Source organism: Clostridium yunnanense (assembly GCF_016595795.1).
Classification (GTDB): domain Bacteria; phylum Bacillota; class Clostridia; order Clostridiales; family Clostridiaceae; genus Clostridium_AR; species Clostridium_AR yunnanense.
In genome coordinates this window covers 55,604-81,467 of sequence record NZ_JAENHN010000023.1, presented here as the reverse complement: position 1 = coordinate 81,467, position 25,864 = coordinate 55,604, and the positions used below count along the sequence as shown (strand labels likewise).

Genomic DNA, 25,864 nt, shown 5'->3' with positions numbered 1-25,864 from the left:
TTCTCCTCTCAGAACCCAGAGGAATTTTGAAAATAGATTTCGGATTGAAATGGTTCATCTTTATTTAGCCTCTTCACCAATAATTCTAACTTCTGGATGAAGATCCACACCAAATTTATCTTTTACAGTAGATTGTACATAATGTATTACAGCTAATACGTCTTCTGCTGTTGCATTTCCTTTATTAATAACAAAACCTGAATGCTTCTCAGAAACACCAGCCCCACCAATAGTAAAGCCCTTAAGACCTGCATCTTGAATTAACTTTCCTGCAAAATAGCCTGGAGGCCTTTTAAAAGTACTTCCTGCTGATGGATATTCTAAAGGTTGCTTTTCTTCTCTTCTAGCCGTTAATTCATCAACTCTTCGTTTTATTGCCTCATAGTTACCAGCTTTTAATTCAAAAGTAGCACTAATAACTATAAACCCTTTCTGCATAACAATACTTGACCTATAACCAAGCTCTAATTCGTCTTTTCTTAAAACTCTCAGTTCATTTTTATCATCCAAAACCATTGCTTCTTTTATTATAAATACAATTTCACCATCATAAGCACCTGCGTTCATAAATACCGCTCCGCCTACACTGCCTGGTATACCACAAGCAAATTCAAACCCTGTTAGGCTATTTGCTAAGGCTTGTTTTGATAAATCAGCTAAAAGCGCCCCGCATTCAGCTTCTATTTCCGTACCCTTAACTACTATATTATTAAGCTTGCAAAGCTTTATAACTACACCTCTTATTCCCCCGTCTTTCACAAGGATATTAGAGCCGTTACCTATAATAAAATATGGGACATTATGCTTTTTACATAAATCAATAGTCTTTTTCACCTGTTCAACATTGTTGGGGTTAACTAGTATATCTACTGGACCTCCAACTTTAAAATATATGTGCTCACTCATAAGAGAATTTAGTTCTATATCTTTTTCATCATAAATACTAAAAAGCAGCTTACTAAACTCCAAATAATTATTCATTATTAAAACTCCTCATGATTTTATTAAATACGCTCAATTAAATAGTATAAAGTAATTATTGCCCTTTAATCAAGGCTTAAATCAGAAAGTTTGCCTTTTTTCTTTAAGTAAATTAAAATTTTCTTCTTATCTGTATTTAGTATCAACTCTTCTGGAACACTTGCCTCTTCTATTATCTTATGTGATATAGGAAATTTGCCTATATCTAATGATACATGAGCGTCAGAACTTAAGACAACCTTCACACCATGTTCAGCACAAAGTTTTGCTATCTTCATACATGTAGCTTCACTTCCAGGCCTTGATTTAAAGGAACTATTATTTATTTCTATTATTTTGTCTTCAATCTTGGCTTTTTTAATAACTTCTTCTTCATAAATAGGAAAATATGAATTTCCCATATGTCCAATAATATCTATTAAAGGGTTATTCATAGCATTTATTAATGCTTTTGTATTTTCTTCTCTACTCCCTGGAGCTATACATACATCATGAAGGCTAGCTAATAAAATATCCATGTTTTCTTGAGTTCTTTTAGGTATATCTAAATTACCATCAAAATCAATTATATTAGCTTCACATCCTCTTAGATGAATTACTCCATAAAGCTCTCTCGGAAGTACCTTCATATTATTAAAGTAGAATAGATGAGGTCCTCCAGGCATATTAGGACCATGATCTGTAGTTGCTAGTACTTCAATTCCATTTTCTGATGCCCATTTTATGTTTTCTAACCATGTAGTATATGCATGACCGCTTACAATTGTGTGTGTATGTGTATCTAAAACATACTTCATATAATAAACCCTCCTTAAAAGTTATTTTTTTGATGCAAAATATCCCTTTATACTTTCAGCTGCTTTTTTATCTATACTAGGAGTATCAAGCAATTCTTCAAAAGAAGCATTTTTTATATTTTCCACACTTCCAAACTTCATAAGAAGTTCTTTCCTTCGCTTTTCACCGACATTAGGAATATCCTCGAGAACTGAATGTAGTGTCCTTTTATCTCTAAGCGAGCGATGGTATGTTATCGCAAACCTATGCACCTCGTCTTGTATCCTAGTTATCATATGCATCAGATTTGAATTTCTACTTAAAATAAGTTCCTCATTATTATATATAAGCCCTCTAGTCTGATGCTTATCATCTTTTACCATGCCACAAACAGGAATATCTATTCCAAAGTTTTTCAATACTTCAAGAGCTACATTCACTTGTCCTTTTCCACCATCCATCATAATTAAATCTGGAAAACTTGAGAACTTGCCCTTAGAAAACTCTAAATTTCTTTCTTGTATAGCTTTTATTTCTTCAAGCCCATGAGAGAACCTTCTTTCAAGGATTTCTCTCATACTATCATAGTCATTTGCACCCTTTACTGTCTTTATCTTGAATCTTCTATAATCTGAATTCTTAGACTTACCTTCCTCAAAAACTACCATAGTTCCTACGGAATCGACCCCTTGAATATTAGAAATATCATAAGATTCTATTCTCACAGGCATACTTTCAAGATTTAGCAGAACTGCAAGCTCTTCAAGCGACACTCTGTTTATCTCCTTATCCTTCAACATCTTGTCTTTGAACTGTTCAAGAGTCATTTTAGCATTGTTCTGAACCATTTCTAGCATATCTTTCTTTTCGCCCTTTTTAGGTATCTTTATCCAAACCTTAGACCCTTTTTTAATCGTCAAAAACTCTTCCATCAGATCAATATCTTGTATGTCAGGTACATAAACATTTTTAGGTAACTGAGCTGTTCCTCCATAAAAAGAAGTTACAAACTCAGATATTATTTCTGAGACATCATCATTTGCTTTGTCTTGGAACATAAAGTGCTCCCTTCCAGTAATCTTTCCTTCTCTAAGGAAAAACACCTGAACACAAATGTCCTTTTCATCACTAAAAACATTAATGAAATCTTCGTCTGCTTCCCTTGCAGTAAACATCTTCTGCTTCTCACTTATGAATTCTATTGATAATATTTTATCTCTTAGTTTTGCAGCTTTTTCGAATTCTAAATTTTCAGAAGCTATATTCATTTCACTTCTTAAATTCTTTATAAGTTCTGTATCCTTACCACTTAAAATATTTGTTATATCGTTAATCATCTTCCCATACTCAGCTTTAGATACAAACCCACCACAAGGTGCATTACATTGTTTTATATGATAATTCAAACAGGGTCTAGTTCTTTCCCCATCTTCCAATATGACTCTCTTACAAGTCCTTAGTGGGAATATCTTTTTTATCATTCCTATTGTCTCATATACAGCAGGCACATTTGTATAAGGTCCAAAATACCTATTGCCATCTTTTGCATAATTTCTAGTTACATACACTCTCGGAAAATCTTCATTAGTAGTAATTTTTATAAAAGGATAAAACTTATCATCCTTAAGGGCTATATTATACTTAGGACTATATTTCTTTATAAGATTACACTCAAGAAGTAAAGCCTCCATTTCTGAATCAGTGACTATATACTCAAACTCAGAAATATTTTTAACCAAAGCTCTAGTTTTTTCAGAGTGATTTTTAGAGTTTTGGAAGTACTGTCTAACTCTATTCTTTAATACCTTAGCCTTACCAACATATATAACTTCCCCTAATAAATTTTTCATTATATAAACCCCAGGTTTATCTGGAAGTATTTTTAGCTGATGTTCAAAATCAAACATATTTGTACCTCCCAATCATGAATTTAATAAATTTCACCTTTGTTTAAGAAACTTGTTGAAATTAATTCTTTGCGTAAGCTCATTAAAGCATTGGATGCCTAACCAATTAACTTCACACCACGCTTCTTAAATTTTAAATATAGAAATAGTTTTAGATAAACAAATATAGGAATATGAAATATCTGTTTACCTAAAACCTTACTCATTATTTTTTATTTATTTAATGCAGCCTTCATTATAGAACCTGCTGCCTGTGCTGCTTTCACACCACCAGCACCGCCGCCTTCTATAATTACAGCAACTGCTACTTGTGGATTATCTGCTGGAGCAAATCCAACAAACCAAGAATGTGGAACACCATCCTGCCCATTAGGCAACTGATAGTCTGCCGTTCCAGTTTTTCCTGCTGCTCCAGTTCCTCCAAAAGCAGTCTTCCAACTAGGATCTCTAGGCATTCTCTCATCAACTATATACTTCATATAAGTTTTTATAGTATTTGATGTATCTTGAGAAATAACATTTCTAGCAACCTTAGGAGAAGTCTTATTTATAAGTTCTCCATCTTTATTTATAACCTCATTAACTAATTGTGGTTCCATCATTATTCCATTATTAGCTATAGTACTTGCTACCAGTGCCATGTGCATTGGTGTAGCTAAAATGCTACTTTGCCCTATACCTGATTGAGCTATACTTCCCTTTTCATTACTTTTTAAAGTAGGAAATCTACTATCTTCTAATGTAATTCCATCTGCTGGAATATCTTTATTAAAACCAAATTTCTCTGCCATTGTTTTTAATTTATCATTTCCTAGTTCTAAAGCTAAATTACCAAATACAAAATTTGATGAAACTGCTAATGCTTGCTTTAAGCTAAGCGTACCATATACATGGCCATCCAGATTGCTTAAAGATTGCTTAGAATTAAAAACTATCTTACCAGTATCATTAAAAGTTCTATCAGTTACACCTGGCAAATTATCGATAGCTGCCGCTAAGGTCACAATCTTAAAAGTTGATCCTGGAGGATACAACCCCATAACCGCTCTATTTATAAGTGGAGAATCCTCATATTTTCCTGCATTTGCTTGTTTCATAACCTCATCCAAGTTATTTGGATCATATGATGGTTTAGAAACCATTGCCAACACTTCACCTGTTTTAGGATTCAAAACCACTACTGAACCTTTGTTATCACCAATTGCATCAAAAGCGGCTCTTTGTATTTTATCATCTAAGGTAGTAATTATACTATTACCTACTTTGTCTTCCGTCTTATTTCTATTATTAAAAGCTTCTACTACATTTAATGACTTTACAAAAGTTTTGAGAGTTACACTATGATAATTTGTAAGTTGTTCATCATATTTGCTTTCAAGTCCGGTTATTCCAAACTTAGGATTTACATATCCTAGTACCTGAGAGTATATTTGTCCACCCTTATATTCTCTGTTTTGAGTAAGCAAATCATTTTTAGATGAGGCTGTTAACGGGCTCTTATTTCTATCATATATAGTGCCTCTAAGAACTTCATTTCTTTTAGCCCATAGTCTCTGGTTTTGTGGTTTAGCAGCAATTTCATTAGCTTTAAATAATTGAAAATAGGCAATATATGAAATTAGGGCTAAGATCAAAACCAGATAAACAACCAATACTTTTTTTATACTGTTTGATAAATCCTTCATCTTTTAGCCCTCCTCTGAAATCTTTTGAAGTATCCCTAGTGCAAAAAACATAGTCATCATTGATGTACCACCATAACTCACTAATGGTAAAGTAATTCCTGTAAGAGGTATTACTGAGAAAACTCCACCTATTATAACTAGCACCTGCATTACTATCATAGCACTAAATCCTACTGCATTTAACTGGGAAAATTTATCACTAGTGCTGAGTGCAGCTCTCATGCCCCTATAGAAGAGTAAAAAATAAAGTAACATGATTCCTATCCCAAAAATAATTCCGAATTCTTCACATATAACTGCAAAAATAAAATCTGATTCTTTTACTGGTACAAAACCCGGATACCCTTGTCCAAGCCCAGCTCCAAAAAAACCTCCAGAAGATATTGAAAATAGACCTTGAACTATCTGGTAGCTTTGATCATTTGCATACTTCCAGATATCTTTCCATATTATAACCCTCTTTCGTACATGAGAAAAAAGATTATAGCTGGCAACCGCACCTGCTGAGAATAACAATAGACATGTAATAACATATTTCAATTTATCTGTAGCTATAAAAAGCATAGTAACAGATATACCAAAAAATATTAGGGCTGACCCTAAGTCTTTTTGAAGTACCATACACCCTATTACCGCCATTACAACTGCCGCTGGCTCTACAAGCTGCTTGAAATCTTGAAGTATATTCTTTTTATCCTCATAGCTGCTTAAGGCCGCAGATAGGTATAATACAAAAAATATTTTCCCTATTTCAGAAGGCTGAAAACCAAATCCTCCAAATTTAACCCAGTTTTTAGCCCCATAAACTTCTGTCCCTATAAAAAGTGCCATTGGCATAAATACAGCTGTAATTCCAAGATATATGTATTTATACTTAGTAAAACTTCTTAAATCAGGTAGTATAACAACTATCAATATATAAGCAGTAATTCCTATTATAAACCAAATTAGCTGCTTCACTGCAAATTGAGGGTTTATTCTATATAACATAGCTATTCCTATAAAAGATAGGATAGCAGAAAAAATCAGTAAAAATTTATCTCCATCTGGAAAAAATCTTTTTATTATAAAATGTGCATAAGCAATTAAGATTATTACTATACCACCCATTACTAGCGCACCTATATCAATAGGATTTTTTAATAATGCTAAATCCACAAATAGCGCTATACATAAAAGATATGATATGAATAATAATCTTCTTTCATATTTTATCGAACTCATTTGACCACCTCAAGCTTAAAACTTTATTTTCTTTAGTCGATAACTCTAAAAATAGTACTACCAAATCTTATTTCATCTTCAACCCTTAGCCTTACTCTTCCACTAATCTTGTTGTCATTCACAAAGGTTCCATTTGTACTATTTAAATCTTCTAAAATGAATTCATCATTTCGTAAATATAACTTTGCATGATGACCTGATACAAATTGATCATTTAGGACTATTGAATTATCTTCTCTTCTTCCTAATGTTATGCTATCCATCACAGGTATAACTGACCCTGGCTTAAGTTGGTGATTATCTAAAGCTTTTATAACTTCAATTCCATGAGTCTTTTTTGCTGTTGAAGTTCTTCTCTTCCCACCAGTTTTAACATCCTTGTACATTATTTTTAATGCGTAGTAGATAATTACATAAAGTATTATTATAAATATAGCACCAAAAACTGCACTCATTATCTTTTTAAAATCCATATCTTCACCTCAAACTTTATTACCCAAAATTATCCTATATTTTATTCTCTTCTTTCTCCATATTGATTATACAATAAATTATAACTTAAATCATGACAAATTATAATTCATACGTTTTCACTGAGAAATTTTATATTTTCTTAAGATTTTATACTTATATTTCCACCCCTTAAATTAAATTACACATAAATCTCCGAATATATTCTCGCAATAAATTTTTATTTTTTTGTTTGATAAAATCCTATAAATTTAGCATTTTTACTGTATAATATATTTGTAACACATTATATTGATGCCTTTTATGAAAAAAATTACTGAAGCGAATTTCTTCAGTAATTTTTTTTGCGCATATATATTTTTTATATCATAATATTTCAATATCTGTTCTTTCTCTTTTCAAATTTCCTATCTTTTGACTCCTCTTATTCAACTCTTGATAAACTTCATCAACTTCAATTTCCATATCAGCCATTAAAACTAAAGTATGATATAACAAATCGCTTATTTCACTTATACCATTTTCTTTACTACCATTCTTGCCTTCAATTATTACCTCTGTACATTCTTCTCCAACCTTTTTTAATATCTTATCTCTTCCTTTGGAAAATAAATAATTTGTATATGATCCCTCCATAGGATTCTCTTTTCTAAACTTTATAACTTCGTAAAGTTGCTTTAATTCATCTTCCATATATACTTCAATTCCTCCTCTATTTTAAACATAAGCCTTACCTAAAAAATAGCCCATACTTTGTATTAGCAATATTTTAGGAACATATCAGCATAACCTTCTATAGCATCCTACAACCAAAATAGGCTAAGGTAACTTAAAGAAGTTTTCTATAAAAACAAGTTCTTTCACCAGTATGGCAAGCAGCTCCTTTTTGCTCAACCTTAACTAACAAAGTATCTTCATCACAATCAATATATATGTCCTTCACTATTTGAAAGTGGCCTGAGGTTTCACCTTTGTTCCAAAGTTTATTTCTAGATCTACTGAAGAACCAAGTAGTTTTTGTGTCTAAGGTTTTCTTATAGGATTCTTCATTCATATATGCAAGCATTAATACTTCACCATTAGCTACGTCTACGATAATTGCCGGTACTAATCCCTTTTCAAAATTCGGTTCCATTGTAACTCCTCCAAACAGCCTACTTTACCTATATTCTAATTTCTATTTCATTCTCTCTTAAATACTTTTTAACCTCACTTATAGCTGCTTCCTTATAGTGAAATATTGAAGCAGCTAACGCAGCATCAGAATTTGTATTCTTAAAAACATCTCTTATATGAGACATCCTGCCGCAGCCCCCAGATGCTATTACAGGGATATTGACAGTACTGCAAATAGCATTTAAAAAGTCTATATCATATCCATTTTTCGTACCATCGGCATCCATACTGGTCAAAAGGATCTCTCCAGCTCCTCTTCTAGCTACTTCTTTAGCAAAGGTTATGGCATCAATGCCTGTATCTATTCTTCCACCATTTATAAATACATTCCATCCACTGCCGTCTTCTCTCAGCTTGCCATCTATAGCAACAACGATACATTGCTCACCAAAAAGTTCTGCACCATCAGAAATTAACTTAGGATTTCTTATAGCCGCAGAATTAATTGAAGTCTTATCAGCACCAGCTCTAAGTATTGCCTTTATATCTTCTATTGTACTTATTCCTCCTCCTACTGTTAAAGGAATAAACACTTCATTTGCTGTTCTTTCTACTACATCCAGCATTGTCTTTCTTCCTTCATGACTAGCAGTTATATCAAGAAAGACCAATTCATCTGCACCTTCATCATTATAAAACTTAGCTATTTCAACAGGGTCACCTACATCTTGTAATCCAACAAAATTTATGCCCTTAACCACTCTTCCCATTTTTACATCTAAGCACGGTATTATTCTCTTCGTAATCAATATCCCAGCCCCTTTCTACGTAAAATCTGGGTACTATTAAAGCACTGTGTTGAAATTAAGTAGTTATTCATTCGATGCTTATACCCACTTGATTTCAATAATATTCTTTGACATGGCAAAGTCTAACTTTTTGTAAGTTCTATAGCTTCATTTAAATCAAGATTTCCTGAGTATAAAGCTTTTCCGGTTATGGCTCCATAAATATCTAATTTGTTTAACTCATTTATATGGTCTAAATCTTTTATTCCTCCAGAAGCTATTATATTGACATTAGCTATATTTTCTTTTAATGCTTTCAGCATATCTATATTTGGCCCTTCTAGTGTGCCATCTTTTGAGATATCAGTGATTATAAATGTTTTTACCCCTATGTTTTCTAACGCTTTAGCAAAGTCTATATAGTTTTTTTCTGTAACTTCAACCCAGCCTTTAATTGCAACTTTCCCATTAGCAGCATCAATTCCTACTGCTATCTTTTCACCATATTTATCAACAGCTACTTTTAATAATTTACTATCGTTAATTGCTGAAGTTCCTAGTATAACTCTTTTAACTCCTATTGAAATTAAATTATCAATAGCTTCGATTGATCGTATACCACCACCAACTTCTATAGGAACATTTACACTTTTCACAACCTCTTTTACTATTGATAGATTTTCTTGCTTGCCGCTAAAAGCTCCATTAAGATCGACAATATGAATAAATTCTGCTCCGTTATCTTCAAAGGACTTTGCTACCTCAACTGGATTCTCTGCAACTACATGAGTTGTATTTTCCTCACCTTTATAAAGTCTTACACACTTTCCATCTTTCAAATCTATAGCAGGTATTATTATCACTTTATCAGCCCCTTCAAGTTCTTCAATATATTAAGCCCCACATCTCCACTCTTCTCAGGGTGAAATTGAAATCCTATTACATTATCTTTTGAAATTACTGCTGGAACATCTACTTCATATTCAGCATAAGCATTTACATTAGCTTTATCAGTCTGCGCGTAGTATGAGTGAACAAAATAAACATAACTTCCCTCATCTATTCCCTTTAAGGTATCGCTAGGAACATTGAACTTAAGTCTATTCCATCCCATATGAGGAACTTTTTCTTTTATTTCAAGTTTTTTTACATGTCCATCTATAAAACCTAATCCTTCTGTATATTGAACTTCATCACTAGACTGAAAAAGCAACTGCATCCCAAGACATATACCGATAATAAGTTTTCCATCTTTCACTTCTTCCTTTAAAAGTACATCCAGTTCTCTTTCTTTAATACTTTGCATTGCAGCTGGAAAAGCACCTACACCTGGAAGTATTATTCCACGGCTGGACTTTATCTCATCTTTACTGCTAGTTATCTTTGATTCTATACCTAAACTCCAAAGAGCCTTTTCAACACTTCTTAAATTGCCAATTCCGTAATCTATTATTGAAATCATATCTTCACCTCATTTCATTAGTATATGAATGTATCATTTCGTAATTAAATTTATATATCCAAGTTTTCCTTTCAGAACCCAAAGGAGTTTTGAAAGTAGCTTTAAGTTCGAAGTGTTTCATCTTTATAAACTACAATATACCCTTTGTAGACATAACACCTTTTATTTTTTCATCATAAGAGGTTGCTTCTCTAAAAGCTCTTCCAAAGGCTTTAAATAACGCTTCAATCATGTGATGATTATTTTTCCCGTATAACACCTTACAATGCAAGGTTATTCCACAATTAGCTGCTACAGCTCTAAAAAACTCCTCTGTCAGTTCCACATCAAAATTACCTAAAGTCTTGCTTGTATCAATAGGAGCATCAAAAACCAAATAATCTCTACCACTTAAATCTAGGGATACCAATGCCAAAGCTTCATCCATGGGAACATATGAGGTTCCATATCTTTTAATACCAGCTTTATCACCTAGAGCTTCTCTAAGTGCCATTCCAAGTGTTATACCAACATCTTCTACAGTATGGTGCCCATCTATATAAAGGTCCCCTTTTGCTTTTATCTTAATATCCATAAGAGAATGTCTACACATCAAAGTGAGCATATGATCGAAAAAGCCTATTCCTGTGTCTACTTCATATTTACCTTCGCCATCTATTGTCAAGCTTACCTCAATATCTGTTTCACCAGTTTTTCTTTTTATATATGACTCTCTCATATTATCTATCTCCTAGAAATTTATTTATTGCCTCAAGTAAAAGTCTGTTCTCATCACTATCTCCAACTGTTATCCTTATGCAATTTTCTAGTCTTCCTTTTCCAAAAAACCTTACAGAAACTCCATTATCTTTAAGGTATTCATAAAGCTCTTTTGCCTCTTCAATTTCCATTAGGATAAAATTAGTGTTGCTAGGATAAAGCTTAAAGTTTATTTTCTGTGATGAACTTAATAAACTTATCTGCAAGGAAGATTTTTCTCTTAGAATTCTTGCTATATTTTCTTCTATTACCTGCTTATTTTCATATACTAGCGCACCTATTTCTTGAGTGATAGAATTTACATTGTAAGGTGGTTTCACCTTGTATAATTCCATTAGCAGGGTTGTGTTAGTTATTAAGAAACCTAACCTTAAAGCTGCTAAACCTATTTTTGATGCAGTTCTCAGTATTATTAAGTTGTCATAGTTATCTATGTCATCTATTACTGTATTTCCGTAAAATTCAAAGTAAGCTTCATCAATAACAACTATAGAACTTACTGATGCTATAAGTTTTAATATATCTGACTTTTTAACAATTCCACCTGTTGGATTATTTGGCACTGAAACAAATACAACTTTAGGTTTTTCATGGTTTATAAAATTGATAAAATCATCAATATCTAAAGTAAAATCTTCCTTTAAATCATATTCAACAACTTGAGCTCCGTGTAAAATTCCATAAATCTTATACATTGAGAAATCTGGATTTAACTTAACTATTTTATCTCTACTATTTACAAAAGTATTGCAAATCATTGATATAAGCTCATCAGATCCATTACCTATCATTATTTTTTCTTTATCTGCACCTGAATAGTTAGCATAAATTTCTCTTAACTTTTCTCCAGTTGGATCAGGATACCTATTTATCTTTATATCCTTGATTACACTGATTATTTCTTTTTCTAGCTGCTTTTCTATATTTATAAAGCTTTCATTAGCATTTAAAATTACTTTACAATTATTCATTTCTGCTTCATAGGGTTTAAAATCACTTAAATCTTTTCTAAATAAACTATTCATTTTCAACCCTCACCTTTATGGAATTTCCATGAGCATCTAAACCCTCTGCTTTAGCTAGAGTAATTATATCTTCACTTAATTCTCTAAGAGCTTCTTCAGTGTAATATATATAACTAGATTTTTTTATAAAATCATCCACAGATAAAGGTGAAAAAAATCTTGCAGTTCCATTTGTAGGTAACACGTGATTTGGGCCAGCCATATAATCACCTAAAGGTTCCGGGCTATATTGTCCTAGGAATATTGAACCTGCATTTTTAACTTTTCCAAGGTATGCTATAGGGTTTTCTATCATTAGTTCTAGATGTTCTGGTGCGATGGTATTTGCCATAGCAATAGCTTCATCTAATGATTTAACAACTAATATTCCCCCATAATTCTTAAGTGAAGCTTCTATAATTTCTTTTCTGCTTAGATTCTGAATTTGTATATTTACTTGTTTATTAACTTCTTCTGCCAAAATTTTACTAGTTGTTATAAGCACAGATGAAGCAAGTTTATCATGCTCTGCTTGAGACATTAAGTCTGCAGCTAAAAACCTAGGATTAGCTTTTTCATCGCATACTATAGTTATTTCACTAGGCCCGGCTATCATATCTATATCCACCTTGCCATAGCAAACTCTTTTTGCTAAAGCTACATATATATTTCCTGGCCCTACTATTTTATCGACCTTAGGAATAGTATCCGTCCCATATGCAAGGGCTGCTATTGCTTGAGCTCCACCGACTTTATATATTTCACTTACCCCAGCTAGCTTTGCAGCTACTAATATATTAGAATCTATGCTTCCATCTTTCTTTGGTGGAGTTACCATAACAATTTTCTTTACTCCAGCTAGCTTCGCAGGAATTACATTCATAAGAACTGATGATGGATAAGCTGCACTACCACCAGGAACATATACCCCTACCTTATCTAGAGGGGATACCTTTTGTCCCATAATGACTCCATTTTCTTCAGTGCTTACCCATGATTGTCTTATTTGCTTTTTGTGAAAGTACTCTATATTTGCTATTGCTTTTTCTAATGCCTTCTTTATACCGCTAGATACTTTACTAAAAGCATCTTCTATTTCAAGTTCACTAACTTTTAACCGATCTAATGTCACTCCATCAAACTCTTCAGTGAAAGTTCTAATAGCCTCATCTCCATCTTTTCTCACAGCACTTATTATGCGTTCTACTGCTTCCAAAGCTCCTCTGCTATCCTCTTCACTTCTTCTTTGCATTAACCGAAGAAACAGCCCAATAGAATCATTATCTTCATATATTTTAATCATTATTAGCTTCTCCTTCACTTGAATTCAAAAAGTTCTCAATCTTATCAACTAAATCTAGAACTATATTCTTTTTCATTTTCATACTAGCTTTATTTACAATTAATCTAGCACTTATATCGCAAATTTTATCAAATATTATAAGGCCATTTTCCTTTAAGGTTGTTCCGGTCTCAACTATATCTACGATGGCATCTGCTAACCCTAAAATTGGTGCAAGCTCTACTGAACCTTCAATTTTTATTATCTCAACATCTTCACCCTTTTCTCTAAAGTAATCATGAGCTACTTTAGGGTATTTAGTTGCTATGACCTTTCTTTTAAAGTTAGGAATAAATCTAAAACTCTCTAATGATGCTAATGCGAAGAAACACTTTCCTTTATTTAAGTCTATTACTTCGTAAAAATCAGGTGTATTTTCAAGTATAGTGTCTTTTCCCACTATTCCCATATCAACTACTCCATGCTCCACATAGGTTATAACATCCTGTGCCTTTGCTAAAACAAATTCCACAGGATAGTTATCACTTCGTAGTATAAGCTTTCTTCCCTTATTTTTGAGCTCTGTTGTGTCTATACCTATACCATCAAAAATCCCTATAGCATCCTTCTCTAGACGCCCCTTAGTAAGTGCTATTCTAATACTTTCCATTTTTAAACATCTCTCCTATAAATACGCCTGTAGGGCTGAGCCTATATTCAATTACTTCATTTCTGTTAACTTTCATTATCCTATTTATTCCTTTACCCCTACAATAATCAGCCACTTCCTCAAAACTTTCTTGTATATTAAGCTGCCAATTTCCGTTGCCTTTATTTAATGAATTCATTATTTTTATAGCATTAGCATAGGAGTCTTTTTCAAAAAATATTACCCCTGTTATCTCGTCAGTTTTCCCGGTTTTAGTTTTTTCATATATAAGTTTTTGTATAGCATCTACATTTATAGCTAAACCTGCTGCTGCACTATCTTCTCCAAACTCTCCAACTAAGCCATCATATCTTCCGCCGCTTAGTATTTCTTCACCTATTTCCTTTGTATAACCTTTAAATATCGCACCTGTATAATAATTAAAACTTTGAATCATGGCTAAATCTACTGAAACATATTCTGAATACCCTAAGGATTCTAAGGTATTGTATATATAACTTAAATCTCTTAATGCATTTATGGCTTTTTCTGACTTTATAAGTTCTTGGGCTTCGTCAATTACAGCTTTTCCACCAAATAATTGAGGTAAAGCTCTTAAAATTTTATATTGTTCTTCATCTAATTTATCTTTATTCTTATTTAAAAAAGAATATAGTGATCCTAGATTTTTATTCATTATCAAATTTTCAAGTTCACTGACTTCCTCGTCATCAAAATCTATAGCTTCAAGAATTCCTTCAAAAAACTTACACTGTCCTATCTCAATCTTGAATTCTTCTATTCCTATTTCTTTTATAGTATTAATAGCAGTTATAAGTAATAGAATTTCTGCTTTAATATTTGAAATACCTATTATTTCAATTCCACATTGAGTTATCTGATTATTTTTACCGTGATTATGCTCATTAGCTCTGTATACATCCCCAACATAGCTAAGCATAGCAGTTCCGTCCTTGATTTTAGTAGAATAAACTCTAGCAATAGGTATTGTTAAATCTGGTCTTAAGGTAAGAATTCTTCCTTTAAAATCTATTAATTTATATATTTTTTCATCCTCGATTGGATGATTTGAAAAATTAAAAACATCATAGAATTCTAAAGTTGGTGTTTGTACCTCGTTAAAGCCAAACTTTTTAAATACTTTTCTGCTTTTTGATATTATGTCATTTTTAATCTCACACTGCTCAAATAAAAGATCTTGAGTTCCTTCAATAGCATAATTTCTCCATATATTCATCTTATAGCCCACCTTTTGATACTTTGTCACTTTAGTTAATTAAAACTCTAAATCATTAAAATAATACTACTATAAAAATAATCCTCTGTCAATATAAGGTATATCTATTCATAATACAGTTCTCATAATTTTCTGTTTTTAATAAAATCACTTCAAATATTAATGTTAAACTCTTATAGTTATATAATTCCTGTATTTCTATATATTAAACCGCCCATAAAGGAATTAATTCTTCATGGACGGTTATATTAATATCATAAGGAATGTAGCAATATAAGAACTGAAGTTGGTTTTAACTGCAGTTAAATTCAAAAGCACCAATTGATCTTACTGTCATTTGAAACACGGATCTGAAGTATGAACACTTTGATGATGCAATATCTCAAAACCCTCGAGGGTCCTGACCTATGAACTTGATTCAAGCACTGATGTTAATCGAGCTTAATCAAGATGATTGATTATCTAACTTGTGCCTAAGATATTGTTTACATTCCTTTTAACATATTAAAGGGTTCAGTATTAATACTGAACCCTTTAGTGTAATTATAAATATTTTTTTAGATATTTACCTGTATACGACTCTTCATATTGTGTTATCTTTTCTGGTGTTCCAGTACATAATATAGTCCCGCCTTTGTCTCCGCCTTCCGGACCAAGATCTATTATATGATCTGCACATTTTATCATATCAAGATTGTGCTCGATAACAACAACTGTATTACCTGCATCGACAAGTCTTTGAAGTATTTCTATAAGTCGACTTACATCAGCTACGTGTAGTCCTGTTGTAGGCTCATCTAATATATATAAAGTCTTTCCTGTACTTCTCTTTGAAAGTTCAGATGCAAGCTTAATTCTTTGTGCTTCTCCACCAGATAACTGAGTTGATGGCTGACCTAGCCTTACATATCCAAGTCCTACATCGTGAAGTGTCTTAAGTTTGTTGTGTATTCTTGGTATATTTTCAAAATAATCTAGAGCTTCTTCAACCGTCATATTTAATACATCGTCTATATTCTTACCCTTATACTTAACTTCTAATGTTTCTCTATTATATCTTTTACCCTTACATACTTCACAAGGAACATATACGTCGGATAAAAACTGCATTTCTATTTTTATGATTCCATCACCACTACACGCCTCACATCTTCCACCTTTAACATTGAAAGAGAATCTTCCTTGTTTATATCCTCTCATCTTGGCTTCAGTTGTATTAGAAAACAGTTCTCTTATTATATCAAAAGTACCTGTATAAGTAGCTGGATTAGAACGAGGAGTTCTTCCTATAGGGCTTTGATCTATATCTATTATTTTATCAATGTGTTCATATCCAGTTATTTCTTTATGCTCTCCTGGAATCACTCTAGACTTATTTACAATTTTATAAAGTCCCTTGTATAGTATTTCATTAACTAAAGTACTCTTACCTGATCCAGACACACCTGTAACAATAGTAAGCGTTCCAAGAGGGAACTTAGCATTTATATTCTTTAGATTGTTCTCTTTAGCACCTTTGATGGTTATAAAATTACCATTACCTTTTCTTCTCTCACTAGGAATATTAATCTTTCTTCTACCAGTAAGATATTGACCAGTTATAGACTCTTCAGTATTTTCTATAACATCTAACGGACCTGCTGCAATTATCTGTCCTCCGTGCTCTCCAGCACCAGGACCTATATCAACTATAAAGTCAGCTTCTCTCATTGTATCTTCATCATGTTCAACTACAACAAGAGTATTGCCTAGGTCTCTTAAATGTTTCAAGGTTGCTATAAGTCTATCATTATCTCTCTGATGGAGCCCTATACTTGGTTCGTCTAAGATATATAATACTCCCATTAATTGAGAACCTATTTGAGTTGCTAGTCTTATTCTTTGAGATTCTCCACCAGACAAAGTTCCTGAGTTTCTTGCAAGGTCCAGGTAATCTAGTCCAACATCAAGTAAAAACTTTAGTCTTGAATTTATTTCTTTAACTATTTGCTGACTTATTATCTTATTTTTCTCTGAAAACTCTATAGAGTTTATAAAATCTAATTCATCTCTAATGCTTAATCTCGTGAATTGATTTATATTTTTGTCTCCTACAGTAACAGCTAAAGCTTCTGGCTTTAACCTAGCACCTTTACATTTAGGACAAGGATTGTTACTCATATATTGTTCAATTTCAGTTTTTATGATATCAGAGCCAGTTTCCATATATCTTCTCTTTAATGAATTAATTTCTCCATCAAAGGCATGTTTATATCTTCCCAGAATTCCTTCTTTTGTATAATCAACTTCTACCTTTTCTCCATTAGTTCCATATAATAATAATTCAACTATATTTCTAGGAAGATCTTTAATTGGAGTTTTTAAATCAAATTTATACTTTTTCTCTAAAGCTTTAAGCACAGCATAAGTCCAAGCTCCTTCTGCTAACCTTCCTTCTCCCCATGAAGCTATAGCACCCTCCATAACACTTAAATCTTTATTTGGCATAACTAAATCTTCATCAATCTCCATTAAGGTTCCTAGCCCATCACAGTGATCACACTTTCCAAAAGGTGAATTAAACGAAAATAATCTTGGTGCTAGTTCATCTATACTTATCCCACATTCTGCACAAGCAAACTTTTCACTAAATAGTATATCATGCTCTCCTAATATGTTTACTATTACTAATCCCTCTGCTAGCTTTAACGCAGTCTCCAAAGAATCAGTAAGTCTGCCTTCTATATCCGACTTCACAACCAATCTATCTATTACAGCTTCTATACTGTGCTTTTTATTCTTTTCTAAAGTTACTTCATCTTCAGAAAGATCATATATTTCACCATCTATTCTTGCTCTTACATAGCCGTTCTTTTTTATATTCTCTAGCACTTTCTCGTGAGTGCCTTTTCTACCTCTAATTATAGGAGCTAAAATCTGTATCTTTGTTTTCTCCTCAAAATTCATAACTTTATCCACTATTTGATCTATTGTCTGCTGAGTTATTTCTTTACCACACTTTGGGCAATGAGGCACACCAACTCTAGCATAAAGTAATCTTAAATAGTCATATATCTCAGTAACAGTTCCTACTGTTGATCTAGGATTTTTACTAGTAGTTTTTTGATCTATGGATATCGCTGGTGACAATCCCTCGATTGACTCAACTTCTGGTTTGTTCATTTGACCTAAAAACATTCTAGCGTACGCTGAAAGCGATTCTACATATCGTCTTTGGCCTTCAGCATACAGTGTATCAAAAGCTAATGACGACTTTCCTGATCCTGATAGACCAGTAAATACTACAAGTTTATCTCTTGGAATCTCTAAGGATACATTTTTTAGATTATGTACTTTTGCACCTTTTATTACTATCTTATCCTTCATATCATTTCTCCTTACTTACTTCATAGGTTTTATTTGGAACTGGTTTATCTATAGATAAACTACTTCATACTAGAATTTATATTATGATTATCTATTAATTTACGTCTAAATTAAATATATAGATAAGCTAATTCATATCCAAAACTGGTCTATCTATATATTCTAGTCAATATTATTAATGCTATTCTTTTTGAACATAAGTTCGCATGTAATTATTTTAATTCTTTACAATTTATAAGTCAACTTTTAGTTATTAATTTTTACAAACAAAAAATCATAAACTTACCAATTAAGATGATTTGATTTATCCATAATATAATATCCTAAATAATTAAAAAACCTCTAAAGCCAATAATAAGCTTTAGAGGTTAACCCTAATATATTTAAAATCAATTGTCTATAATCTTAAAATAAAACTTAGTTTCTTCGTTTATATAGTCTAGAAGAAATAAATCTTCTTCCACTACCTTCCCAATAACATTTACTCTGTTATCCTGGGGTAATGCTTTCATTGTTATCTGAAGTTCTCCCATATATCTCATATACCCTTCGTTATCTAAGGTTATGGAGCCTTTCTCTCTATTTACGCAATTATCAGCTTTTATAACTTCATTATTTATAAGCAACCTCCTGCTTTCAACTGCTCTAACTACATCTTGTGCACAATCAGCTCTATTAGTATAACAAGCATATTCCATATATCTTTGTGTTATATAATTTTTTACATAAGCTACTACTCTTAGCTCAATACCAGTATCCTTAATAGCTCCTACTGATAATATTTCATCGTTGCTAGGATTTCCATCTCCGAAGAATATATCATCAACTCCTAAAGCAATTAAGTGTCTGGCACTTGTGTATGACTCTAAGTATCTGTGAGCTTCAAGTGTAGGAAGGCCTTCATAAATTGGTCCCCTCTTTCCTGTTAATGAAGGAAGAAATGCTGAAATTCTAATTCCATATCTTCTTAATAACTGATTTTTTCTTATAAATAAAGTTTCTGAAATTCCTGTATTTTTTCTGGGATAATAGTTATGACATGCTTGAATATTGCTGTAGTTAGGAGTATGCTTTTGCAACTCATCAAAGAACCTCTCAGTAACAGTTGATGCATTAATTTCTACTTTTAACCCAAACCTATTCCTACTTAAATTTGCTATGAATTCTTCAGAATATCCAAAATCTAGTCTTAAAACATCTACCCCTAAATCTTTAACTCTTGCCAGATCATCCTCATCTATTCCAAGAAAATTATATGCATTTGGAGAAATATCAGCTATTATCTTCATATTTAACTTTTGTGCCAACTTTGATACTTCACTAAAATGTTCTAATACAATATCATAATTAGCTTCTGGTATATGAAAAGATGTAAAAATTCTATCAAAACCATTTTCTTTAGACAATTTTATAATTTGCAGTATACTATCTAAAGAGTACCCCATACCTAAAAATACAGATATTCCTTTTCCCATGGTTACTTCCTTTCTCATACATAGAGTAATATACTTTTAATTTCAATATTCTAATTATATAAAAAATACGTATTTTAACTTAACTCTTTATTCCTCAACAGGATCATCAAAACCAAGCAAATAAGTAGCTATAAATCCTGCGGCATAAGCAACAAGCAATCCCACAACAAATAGTATTGGTTTATTAGTTATTGCAGCAAGAGGTATACCTGATAATCCCATTGATGTTGAACCAACCTTAAATAGAGCTTGCACTGCACCACCAAAAGCTCCCCCTATACATGCCCCTATAAAAGGTTTTCCAAGTGGTAAGGTAACACCATATATAAGAGGCTCTCCCACTCCCATAATTCCTACTGGAAGTGCTGATATTATTGTCTTTTTCAGCCTTTTATTCTTAGTCTTAAAATATACTGCTATTGCAGCACCTACTTGGCCTGCCCCAGCCATAGCTAGTATAGGAAGTAAGATATTAATACCTGCAGTTTTAAGTAAATCTACATGTATCGGTGTCAATCCTTGATGCAACCCAGTCATGACCAATGGCAAGAATAATCCACCTAATATAAATCCTGTTATTGCCCCTCCACCAGAAATAGCTGTTTTAGCAGCGTATCCAATTCCATCTGATATCATTCCACCTAGAGGTTGAAGTGCAAAAAGAGCAGCGAAGGCCGAAATAAGTATTACTGCAAGAGGAGTTAAAAATAAATCCAAGGTCTCTGGAATAATCTTTCTTAGTTTTTTCTCTAACCAGCTTGAGAATGCAACTACCAATAAAACAGCAATTATTCCACCTCTTCCAGGTAGAAGTGCTGTACCACCTATAGTAACTTTTGCTAAGTCCGGATGAGATATTATAGCTGCCATGGTACCACCAAGCATAGCCGATCCCCCAAATTCTTTAGCAGCATTAACACCAATAAACAAGTTAAGTCCATAAAAAACTGCATTACCTGTTATCTTTAATATTCCACCAATAGTTGTGTTAGCATAATTAGGATCTATCTTCAAGACAATGTTTAATATGGCCGTTACAAGTCCACATGCAATAAAAGCAGGTATTAATGGTATAAAAATATTGGATAATTTCTTTAAAAATAGTTTAAATGGAGTTGCATTCTTCTTATTAATCTCTGCCTTTAAAGCTTTAGCATCATCCACCTCTCCAACGCTAATCCCAGTGATAGCTCCGAAAGCCTCAGTGACTTTATTTACTCTCCCAGGGCCTAAAATTATTTGAAGTTGTCCTTGTTGTTCTACTACACCTAATACCCCTTCAATCTTTTTAATATCATCAATGTTGCATAAAGAAGTTTCATTAATTCCTAGTCTAAGTCTTGTCATACAATGAGCAACTGAAGATATATTCTCTCTTCCACCAACATTGTACAGAATTTGCTCCGCAACACCTTTTACATCAATACGATTATTCATTAAACTTACCCCCATTCTTTTTATATTAACCTTCTAGACTCTTAAGAGCTTTTGCTACATATCCTTTATTACTCTCAAGTACACACTCAGCATCCTTTTTTTGCAATCCTGATATAACCATCAGTATGGATAATTTAACATCATACCCAGTGTGCTCAAGCATAGCTATAGCCTCTTCTCTAGCTATCCCTGTAGCTTCCATTAGTATTCTTTGAGCTCTCTCTATTAACTTTTCATTTGTAGATTTAACATCTACCATTAAATTGCTATAAACCTTACCAATTTTAACCATAGCCCCAGTAGACAACATATTTAGCACCATTTTTTGAGCTGTACCTGCCTTCATCCTTGTAGATCCAGTAATCGCTTCTGGTCCTACCACAGGTGCTATTGATATCTTAGCAATTTTTGAGATACTTGAATCTGGATTGCATGTCAGCCCTATAGTTATGGCACCAAGTGAATTTGCATAGTGCAATCCACCTATTACATATGGAGTTCTTCCGCTTGCTGCAATACCAACCAAAATGTCTTTTTTGCTAAAGCTTATATTTTTTAGATCTTCTACACATAATTCTTCTGAATCTTCAGCCCCCTCCTTTGACTTAAATATTGCACCATATCCTCCAGCTATTAACCCTTGTACAAGATCTTCTTTTACTCCATATGTAGGAGGGCATTCAGATGAATCTATAATCCCAAGTCTTCCTGAAGTCCCTGCTCCACAATAAATTAATCTTCCACCACACTGTAATGCATTGGATATGTAATCAACAGCAATAGCTATGTTATCTATTTCCTTTTCAACAGCAAAAGCTACTTTCTTATCTTCTTCATTAATCATTTTTAACATATCAATAGTTGATACCTTGTCTATATTTCTTGTATTGCTATTTCTAGTCTCTGTAATCAAACTTCCCAAATCTAGGTTCATTTCTTATCCTCCTGAAAACATTTACCTTATATCTATAATTATACACCCAAGAAATATTGTTTCAATACTTTCTTTAATAAAACGAAATAATATTTCAATAATTGTTAACTTATATTTTTTATATTAATATTTTTAGTATTACCTCAATTTTTTCACAGCTTCATTGTTAAAATTAGAAATTGATTATATCTTCTCAATTTATATTATGTTTTGAGTCTGTTACGCATAATTTTCTAAAGAATAAAAACAGCGTAGTTCTATAAGAGTTTTAAACTCTTTATAAAACTACGCTGTTTCATATTTATTATTCCTTAAGCGGCTGCACAATCTTTTTGGTTTCTCTTAAATGGTGTTCCGTTAATTCAAAATTTTCTTTTGCCATACCCAAATATATTACATCTGTTATAAATAGCTGTGCAAATCTAGAATTAATAGCACCTATTCTTAGCTCACCTTCGTTGTTTGGTAAAAATATAGATATATGTGATAGAGCTGATAATGGACTTTTTCCCCACTTTGTTATAGCAATACATTTTGCTCCATTGTCTCTTGCTCTTTTTACTGCAAGGTTAACCTCCTTAGTCCTTCCACCATATGATATGGCTATAACAACATCTCTTTCAGTTATATGTACTGAAGTTGCTAATGCTAAATTACTATCTAAACTAAACACACATCTTCTATTTATCCTTAGAAGCTTCTGTTGAAGATCCATGGCTACTAGAGCTGATGCTCCAACTCCAAGTAAATATATAGTTTCTGCTTTTTTTATTGAGTCTATTGATTCTTCTAAGTTTTTAAAATTAATTAATCTAACAGTCTCTTCTAGAGTGTTTTGTACTCTTCCTTCTATCTTTTGAACCATCTCTTCTACCGTATCATCATACTTTAAGATGGTATCAATCTCCTCATCATTAAAGGATTGAAGACTTTTAACAAGTTCAATCTTTAATTCACCAAACCCGTCAAACCCTAAACTCCTAGAAAATCTAACTACAGAAGCTGGAGATGTCTTAGTTAATTCCGCCAATTCTTGTGTAGATATATTTATTACATCCTTGCTATTCTCAATTACATAATCTGCTATCTTCTTTTCAGTTTGGGTGAAATACTCATAGTTTTGTCTAATCTTTGTAATGCAGCTCATAAAACCATCACCTAATCCTAACTTTTCTTCTTTAATCCATTTATTAAGTCTCTTAATTCTGCCGCTCTTTCAAACTGAAGATTCTTAGCTGCATCCTTCATCTCAGCCTCATATTTTTTAATAAGTGTCTTAGGATCTTCCTGAACTTTATTCTCTTTACTAACTTTATACTCTGTCTTATCTTCAGCTACCTTTGTAGCTTCAATTACTTCTCTTACATCCTTTATTATAGTTGTTGGTACGACACCATGCTCTTCATTGTACTTCATTTGTATATCTCTTCTTCTATAAGTTTCTTTTATAGCCTTATCCATTGATCTGGTAATATTATCTGCATACATTATTACCGTACTCTCTGAATTTCTAGCAGCTCTACCTATAGTCTGTATAAGGGATGTCTCAGACCTTAAAAAGCCTTCTTTGTCAGCATCTAATATAGCAACTAGCGCAACTTCAGGTATATCTAATCCTTCTCTTAGCAAGTTTATACCTACTAGTACATCCACTTCTCCCAGTCTTAAAGATCGTATTGTTTTCATACGTTCTATAGTCTCAACATCAGAATGCATGTATGTAGTATTCACACCTAAATCCGTAAGATATTTTGTAAGGTCTTCTGCCATTCTTTTAGTTAATGTTGTAACTAGTACTCTAAAGCCTTTAGCTATAGTTTTTTGGATTTCAGCATATAAATCATCTATCTGACCTTCTACTGGTTTAACAACAATCTCAGGATCTAAAAGACCTGTAGGTCTTATGATTTGCTCAGCTATATTAGTAGCATGATCAACCTCATATTGAGCAGGGGTTGCAGATACAAAGACAACTTGATTGATTTTATTCTCAAATTCATCAAATTGTAACGGTCTATTATCGTAAGCACTAGGCAATCTAAATCCGTATTCAACCAAATTAGTCTTTCTTGATCTATCACCACCATACATGGCTTTTACTTGTGGCAAGGTAACATGACTTTCGTCAATAAAAAGCAAGAAATCTTCCGGAAAATAATCTATCAATGTTTTTGGAGGAGTGCCTGCAGCTCTTCCATCCAATATTCTTGAATAGTTTTCTATACCACTACAGTATCCCATTTCTCTTATCATTTCTATATCAAAATTAGTTCTCTGTCTTAATCTTTGAGCCTCAAGTAATTTATCCTGTGCGTTTAATTCTTTAAGCCTTTGTTCCAGTTCATCTTCTATCTGTTGTATAGCTGCATCTATTTTTTCTTTTGAAGTTGCAAAATGGGATGCTGGAGATATGGATATATGATTTCTTTCGCCAATTATCTTTCCAGTAAGAACATCAAATTCTCTTATTCTATCTATTTCATCTCCAAAGAATTCTATTCTTATTCCCTTATTTGAATATGAAGCAGGTATAACATCTAGTGAATCTCCTCTAACTCTAAAAGTTCCTCTAGCAAAATCAATATCATTTCTTTCATATTGAATTTCAATCAGTTTCTTAATTATTTCGTCTCTTTCTTTAACCATTCCAGGCCTTAGAGATATAGTTAATTTGGAGTATTCATCTGGATCTCCTAATCCATATATACACGAAACTGACGCAACTATTATAACATCTCGCCTCTCTAACAATGCCGAAGTAGCAGAGTGCCTAAGCTTATCTATTTCATCATTTATTGAAGCATCCTTTTCTATAAATGTATCAGTTTGTGCAACATATGCTTCAGGTTGATAATAATCATAGTAAGATACAAAATATTCAACAATATTATTTGGGAAAAATTCTTTAAACTCTTCGCATAACTGGGCAGCTAAAGTTTTATTATGAGCTAATATTAATGTAGGTCTCTGCACTCTATGTATTATATTAGCCATTGTAAAAGTCTTACCTGATCCTGTTACCCCAAGAAGTATTTGACCTTTTTCACCGTCATTTAATGAATTAACTAAACTATCAATTGCTTGAGGTTGATCCCCCATAGGCTTAAATTTAGATACTATTTGAAATTCTGGCATACCAATACCTCCGTACATACTTTCGTATTCTTATTTTATTCTTTTAGTCATTTTAAAGTCAATAGGTAAGAGTTTCTATATCGAAACTTAATTTATACTTGTTCGAAAATCTCGGCTTCTAGTGAGAGAATTTAAGAATAATAAATTTCATCAC

General features: G+C 32.5%; 22 protein-coding genes. All 22 read right to left on the bottom strand.

Going from position 1 to position 25,864, the window contains the following annotated elements:
• Positions 1-60: 60 nt before the first annotated feature.
• Complete coding sequence (murB, locus tag JHL18_RS06845) at positions 61-981, bottom strand: UDP-N-acetylmuramate dehydrogenase (protein ID WP_200267435.1); 921 nt, start codon at positions 979-981, stop codon at positions 61-63.
• 65 nt (positions 982-1,046) lie between these two features.
• Positions 1,047-1,778, bottom strand: a complete 732-nt coding sequence (locus JHL18_RS06840) for a phosphatase (protein WP_200267433.1) — start codon at positions 1,776-1,778, stop codon at positions 1,047-1,049.
• Between the two features lie 21 nt (positions 1,779-1,799).
• Positions 1,800-3,665, bottom strand: coding sequence for an excinuclease ABC subunit UvrC (gene uvrC / locus JHL18_RS06835; RefSeq protein WP_200267431.1), 1,866 nt, complete (start codon positions 3,663-3,665; stop codon positions 1,800-1,802).
• 212 nt (positions 3,666-3,877) lie between these two features.
• Entirely contained in the window at positions 3,878-5,350 is a 1,473-nt protein-coding gene (locus JHL18_RS06830) for a peptidoglycan D,D-transpeptidase FtsI family protein (RefSeq protein WP_200267429.1), read from the bottom strand.
• Between the two features lie 3 nt (positions 5,351-5,353).
• On the bottom strand, positions 5,354-6,574 hold the full coding sequence (locus JHL18_RS06825; RefSeq protein ID WP_200267427.1) for an FtsW/RodA/SpoVE family cell cycle protein: 1,221 nt from the start codon (positions 6,572-6,574) through the stop codon (positions 5,354-5,356).
• Between the two features lie 32 nt (positions 6,575-6,606).
• Complete coding sequence (locus JHL18_RS06820) at positions 6,607-7,047, bottom strand: FHA domain-containing protein (protein ID WP_200267425.1); 441 nt, start codon at positions 7,045-7,047, stop codon at positions 6,607-6,609.
• Between the two features lie 364 nt (positions 7,048-7,411).
• Complete coding sequence (gene hisE / locus JHL18_RS06815) at positions 7,412-7,738, bottom strand: phosphoribosyl-ATP diphosphatase (protein WP_200267423.1); 327 nt, start codon at positions 7,736-7,738, stop codon at positions 7,412-7,414.
• A gap of 136 nt (positions 7,739-7,874) precedes the next feature.
• Positions 7,875-8,180 (bottom strand): phosphoribosyl-AMP cyclohydrolase, encoded by a 306-nt coding sequence (hisI, locus tag JHL18_RS06810; RefSeq protein WP_200267421.1) that lies wholly within the window; start codon positions 8,178-8,180, stop codon positions 7,875-7,877.
• 28 nt (positions 8,181-8,208) lie between these two features.
• Entirely contained in the window at positions 8,209-8,970 is a 762-nt protein-coding gene (gene hisF, locus JHL18_RS06805; RefSeq protein WP_200267419.1) for an imidazole glycerol phosphate synthase subunit HisF, read from the bottom strand.
• A gap of 122 nt (positions 8,971-9,092) precedes the next feature.
• Entirely contained in the window at positions 9,093-9,812 is a 720-nt protein-coding gene (gene hisA, locus JHL18_RS06800; protein WP_200267417.1) for a 1-(5-phosphoribosyl)-5-[(5-phosphoribosylamino)methylideneamino]imidazole-4-carboxamide isomerase, read from the bottom strand.
• On the bottom strand, positions 9,809-10,411 hold the full coding sequence (hisH, locus tag JHL18_RS06795; RefSeq protein WP_200267415.1) for an imidazole glycerol phosphate synthase subunit HisH: 603 nt from the start codon (positions 10,409-10,411) through the stop codon (positions 9,809-9,811). Before hisH ends, hisA begins: the two co-directional genes overlap by 4 nt.
• A gap of 130 nt (positions 10,412-10,541) precedes the next feature.
• Positions 10,542-11,129: an imidazoleglycerol-phosphate dehydratase HisB gene (gene hisB, locus JHL18_RS06790; protein WP_200267413.1), complete on the bottom strand. Its 588-nt coding sequence runs from the start codon at positions 11,127-11,129 to the stop codon at positions 10,542-10,544.
• 1 nt (position 11,130) lies between these two features.
• Positions 11,131-12,195, bottom strand: a complete 1,065-nt coding sequence (gene hisC / locus JHL18_RS06785) for a histidinol-phosphate transaminase (RefSeq protein WP_200267411.1) — start codon at positions 12,193-12,195, stop codon at positions 11,131-11,133.
• The gene (hisD, locus tag JHL18_RS06780) at positions 12,188-13,477 is read right to left on the bottom strand and encodes a histidinol dehydrogenase (protein ID WP_200267409.1); all 1,290 of its coding nucleotides are present in this window, start codon (positions 13,475-13,477) and stop codon (positions 12,188-12,190) included. Before hisD ends, hisC begins: the two co-directional genes overlap by 8 nt.
• On the bottom strand, positions 13,470-14,126 hold the full coding sequence (hisG, locus tag JHL18_RS06775; RefSeq protein WP_200267407.1) for an ATP phosphoribosyltransferase: 657 nt from the start codon (positions 14,124-14,126) through the stop codon (positions 13,470-13,472). Before hisG ends, hisD begins: the two co-directional genes overlap by 8 nt.
• Positions 14,113-15,363, bottom strand: coding sequence for an ATP phosphoribosyltransferase regulatory subunit (gene hisZ, locus JHL18_RS06770; RefSeq protein WP_200267405.1), 1,251 nt, complete (start codon positions 15,361-15,363; stop codon positions 14,113-14,115). Before hisZ ends, hisG begins: the two co-directional genes overlap by 14 nt.
• 543 nt (positions 15,364-15,906) lie before the next feature.
• Positions 15,907-18,729: an excinuclease ABC subunit UvrA gene (gene uvrA, locus JHL18_RS06765; protein ID WP_200267403.1), complete on the bottom strand. Its 2,823-nt coding sequence runs from the start codon at positions 18,727-18,729 to the stop codon at positions 15,907-15,909.
• A gap of 389 nt (positions 18,730-19,118) precedes the next feature.
• Positions 19,119-20,222 (bottom strand): DUF871 domain-containing protein, encoded by a 1,104-nt coding sequence (locus JHL18_RS06760; protein ID WP_243277816.1) that lies wholly within the window; start codon positions 20,220-20,222, stop codon positions 19,119-19,121.
• Positions 20,223-20,291: 69 nt separating this feature from the next.
• Complete coding sequence (locus JHL18_RS06755; protein ID WP_200267401.1) at positions 20,292-21,641, bottom strand: PTS transporter subunit EIIC; 1,350 nt, start codon at positions 21,639-21,641, stop codon at positions 20,292-20,294.
• A 25-nt stretch (positions 21,642-21,666) separates the two neighbouring features.
• Positions 21,667-22,575: an N-acetylmuramic acid 6-phosphate etherase gene (murQ, locus tag JHL18_RS06750; protein WP_200267399.1), complete on the bottom strand. Its 909-nt coding sequence runs from the start codon at positions 22,573-22,575 to the stop codon at positions 21,667-21,669.
• Positions 22,576-22,879: 304 nt separating this feature from the next.
• Positions 22,880-23,722: a MurR/RpiR family transcriptional regulator gene (locus tag JHL18_RS06745; RefSeq protein ID WP_200267397.1), complete on the bottom strand. Its 843-nt coding sequence runs from the start codon at positions 23,720-23,722 to the stop codon at positions 22,880-22,882.
• A gap of 17 nt (positions 23,723-23,739) precedes the next feature.
• The gene (gene uvrB, locus JHL18_RS06740) at positions 23,740-25,710 is read right to left on the bottom strand and encodes an excinuclease ABC subunit UvrB (RefSeq protein ID WP_200267395.1); all 1,971 of its coding nucleotides are present in this window, start codon (positions 25,708-25,710) and stop codon (positions 23,740-23,742) included.
• Between the last annotated feature and the right edge of the window lie 154 nt (positions 25,711-25,864).

Excerpts from the sequence above, each read along its gene's own strand:
- hisH (WP_200267415.1), bottom strand. The coding sequence starts at position 10,411 with ATGATTTCAATAATAGATTACGGAATTGGCAATTTAAGAAGTGTTGAA.
- hisC (WP_200267411.1), bottom strand. The coding sequence starts at position 12,195 with ATGAATAGTTTATTTAGAAAAGATTTAAGTGATTTTAAACCCTATGAA.
- uvrC (WP_200267431.1), bottom strand. The coding sequence starts at position 3,665 with ATGTTTGATTTTGAACATCAGCTAAAAATACTTCCAGATAAACCTGGG.
- murQ (WP_200267399.1), bottom strand. The coding sequence starts at position 22,575 with ATGAACCTAGATTTGGGAAGTTTGATTACAGAGACTAGAAATAGCAAT.
- uvrA (WP_200267403.1), bottom strand. The coding sequence starts at position 18,729 with ATGAAGGATAAGATAGTAATAAAAGGTGCAAAAGTACATAATCTAAAA.
- hisZ (WP_200267405.1), bottom strand. The coding sequence starts at position 15,363 with ATGAATATATGGAGAAATTATGCTATTGAAGGAACTCAAGATCTTTTA.
- hisB (WP_200267413.1), bottom strand. The coding sequence starts at position 11,129 with ATGAGAGAGTCATATATAAAAAGAAAAACTGGTGAAACAGATATTGAG.
- hisG (WP_200267407.1), bottom strand. The coding sequence starts at position 14,126 with ATGGAAAGTATTAGAATAGCACTTACTAAGGGGCGTCTAGAGAAGGAT.
- uvrB (WP_200267395.1), bottom strand. The coding sequence starts at position 25,710 with ATGCCAGAATTTCAAATAGTATCTAAATTTAAGCCTATGGGGGATCAA.
- JHL18_RS06825 (WP_200267427.1), bottom strand. The coding sequence starts at position 6,574 with ATGAGTTCGATAAAATATGAAAGAAGATTATTATTCATATCATATCTT.
- JHL18_RS06830 (WP_200267429.1), bottom strand. The coding sequence starts at position 5,350 with ATGAAGGATTTATCAAACAGTATAAAAAAAGTATTGGTTGTTTATCTG.
- JHL18_RS06840 (WP_200267433.1), bottom strand. The coding sequence starts at position 1,778 with ATGAAGTATGTTTTAGATACACATACACACACAATTGTAAGCGGTCAT.
- JHL18_RS06745 (WP_200267397.1), bottom strand. The coding sequence starts at position 23,722 with ATGAGCTGCATTACAAAGATTAGACAAAACTATGAGTATTTCACCCAA.
- murB (WP_200267435.1), bottom strand. The coding sequence starts at position 981 with ATGAATAATTATTTGGAGTTTAGTAAGCTGCTTTTTAGTATTTATGAT.
- JHL18_RS06820 (WP_200267425.1), bottom strand. The coding sequence starts at position 7,047 with ATGGATTTTAAAAAGATAATGAGTGCAGTTTTTGGTGCTATATTTATA.
- JHL18_RS06760 (WP_243277816.1), bottom strand. The coding sequence starts at position 20,222 with ATGAGAAAGGAAGTAACCATGGGAAAAGGAATATCTGTATTTTTAGGT.
- hisI (WP_200267421.1), bottom strand. The coding sequence starts at position 8,180 with ATGGAACCGAATTTTGAAAAGGGATTAGTACCGGCAATTATCGTAGAC.
- hisD (WP_200267409.1), bottom strand. The coding sequence starts at position 13,477 with ATGATTAAAATATATGAAGATAATGATTCTATTGGGCTGTTTCTTCGG.
- JHL18_RS06755 (WP_200267401.1), bottom strand. The coding sequence starts at position 21,641 with ATGAATAATCGTATTGATGTAAAAGGTGTTGCGGAGCAAATTCTGTAC.
- hisE (WP_200267423.1), bottom strand. The coding sequence starts at position 7,738 with ATGGAAGATGAATTAAAGCAACTTTACGAAGTTATAAAGTTTAGAAAA.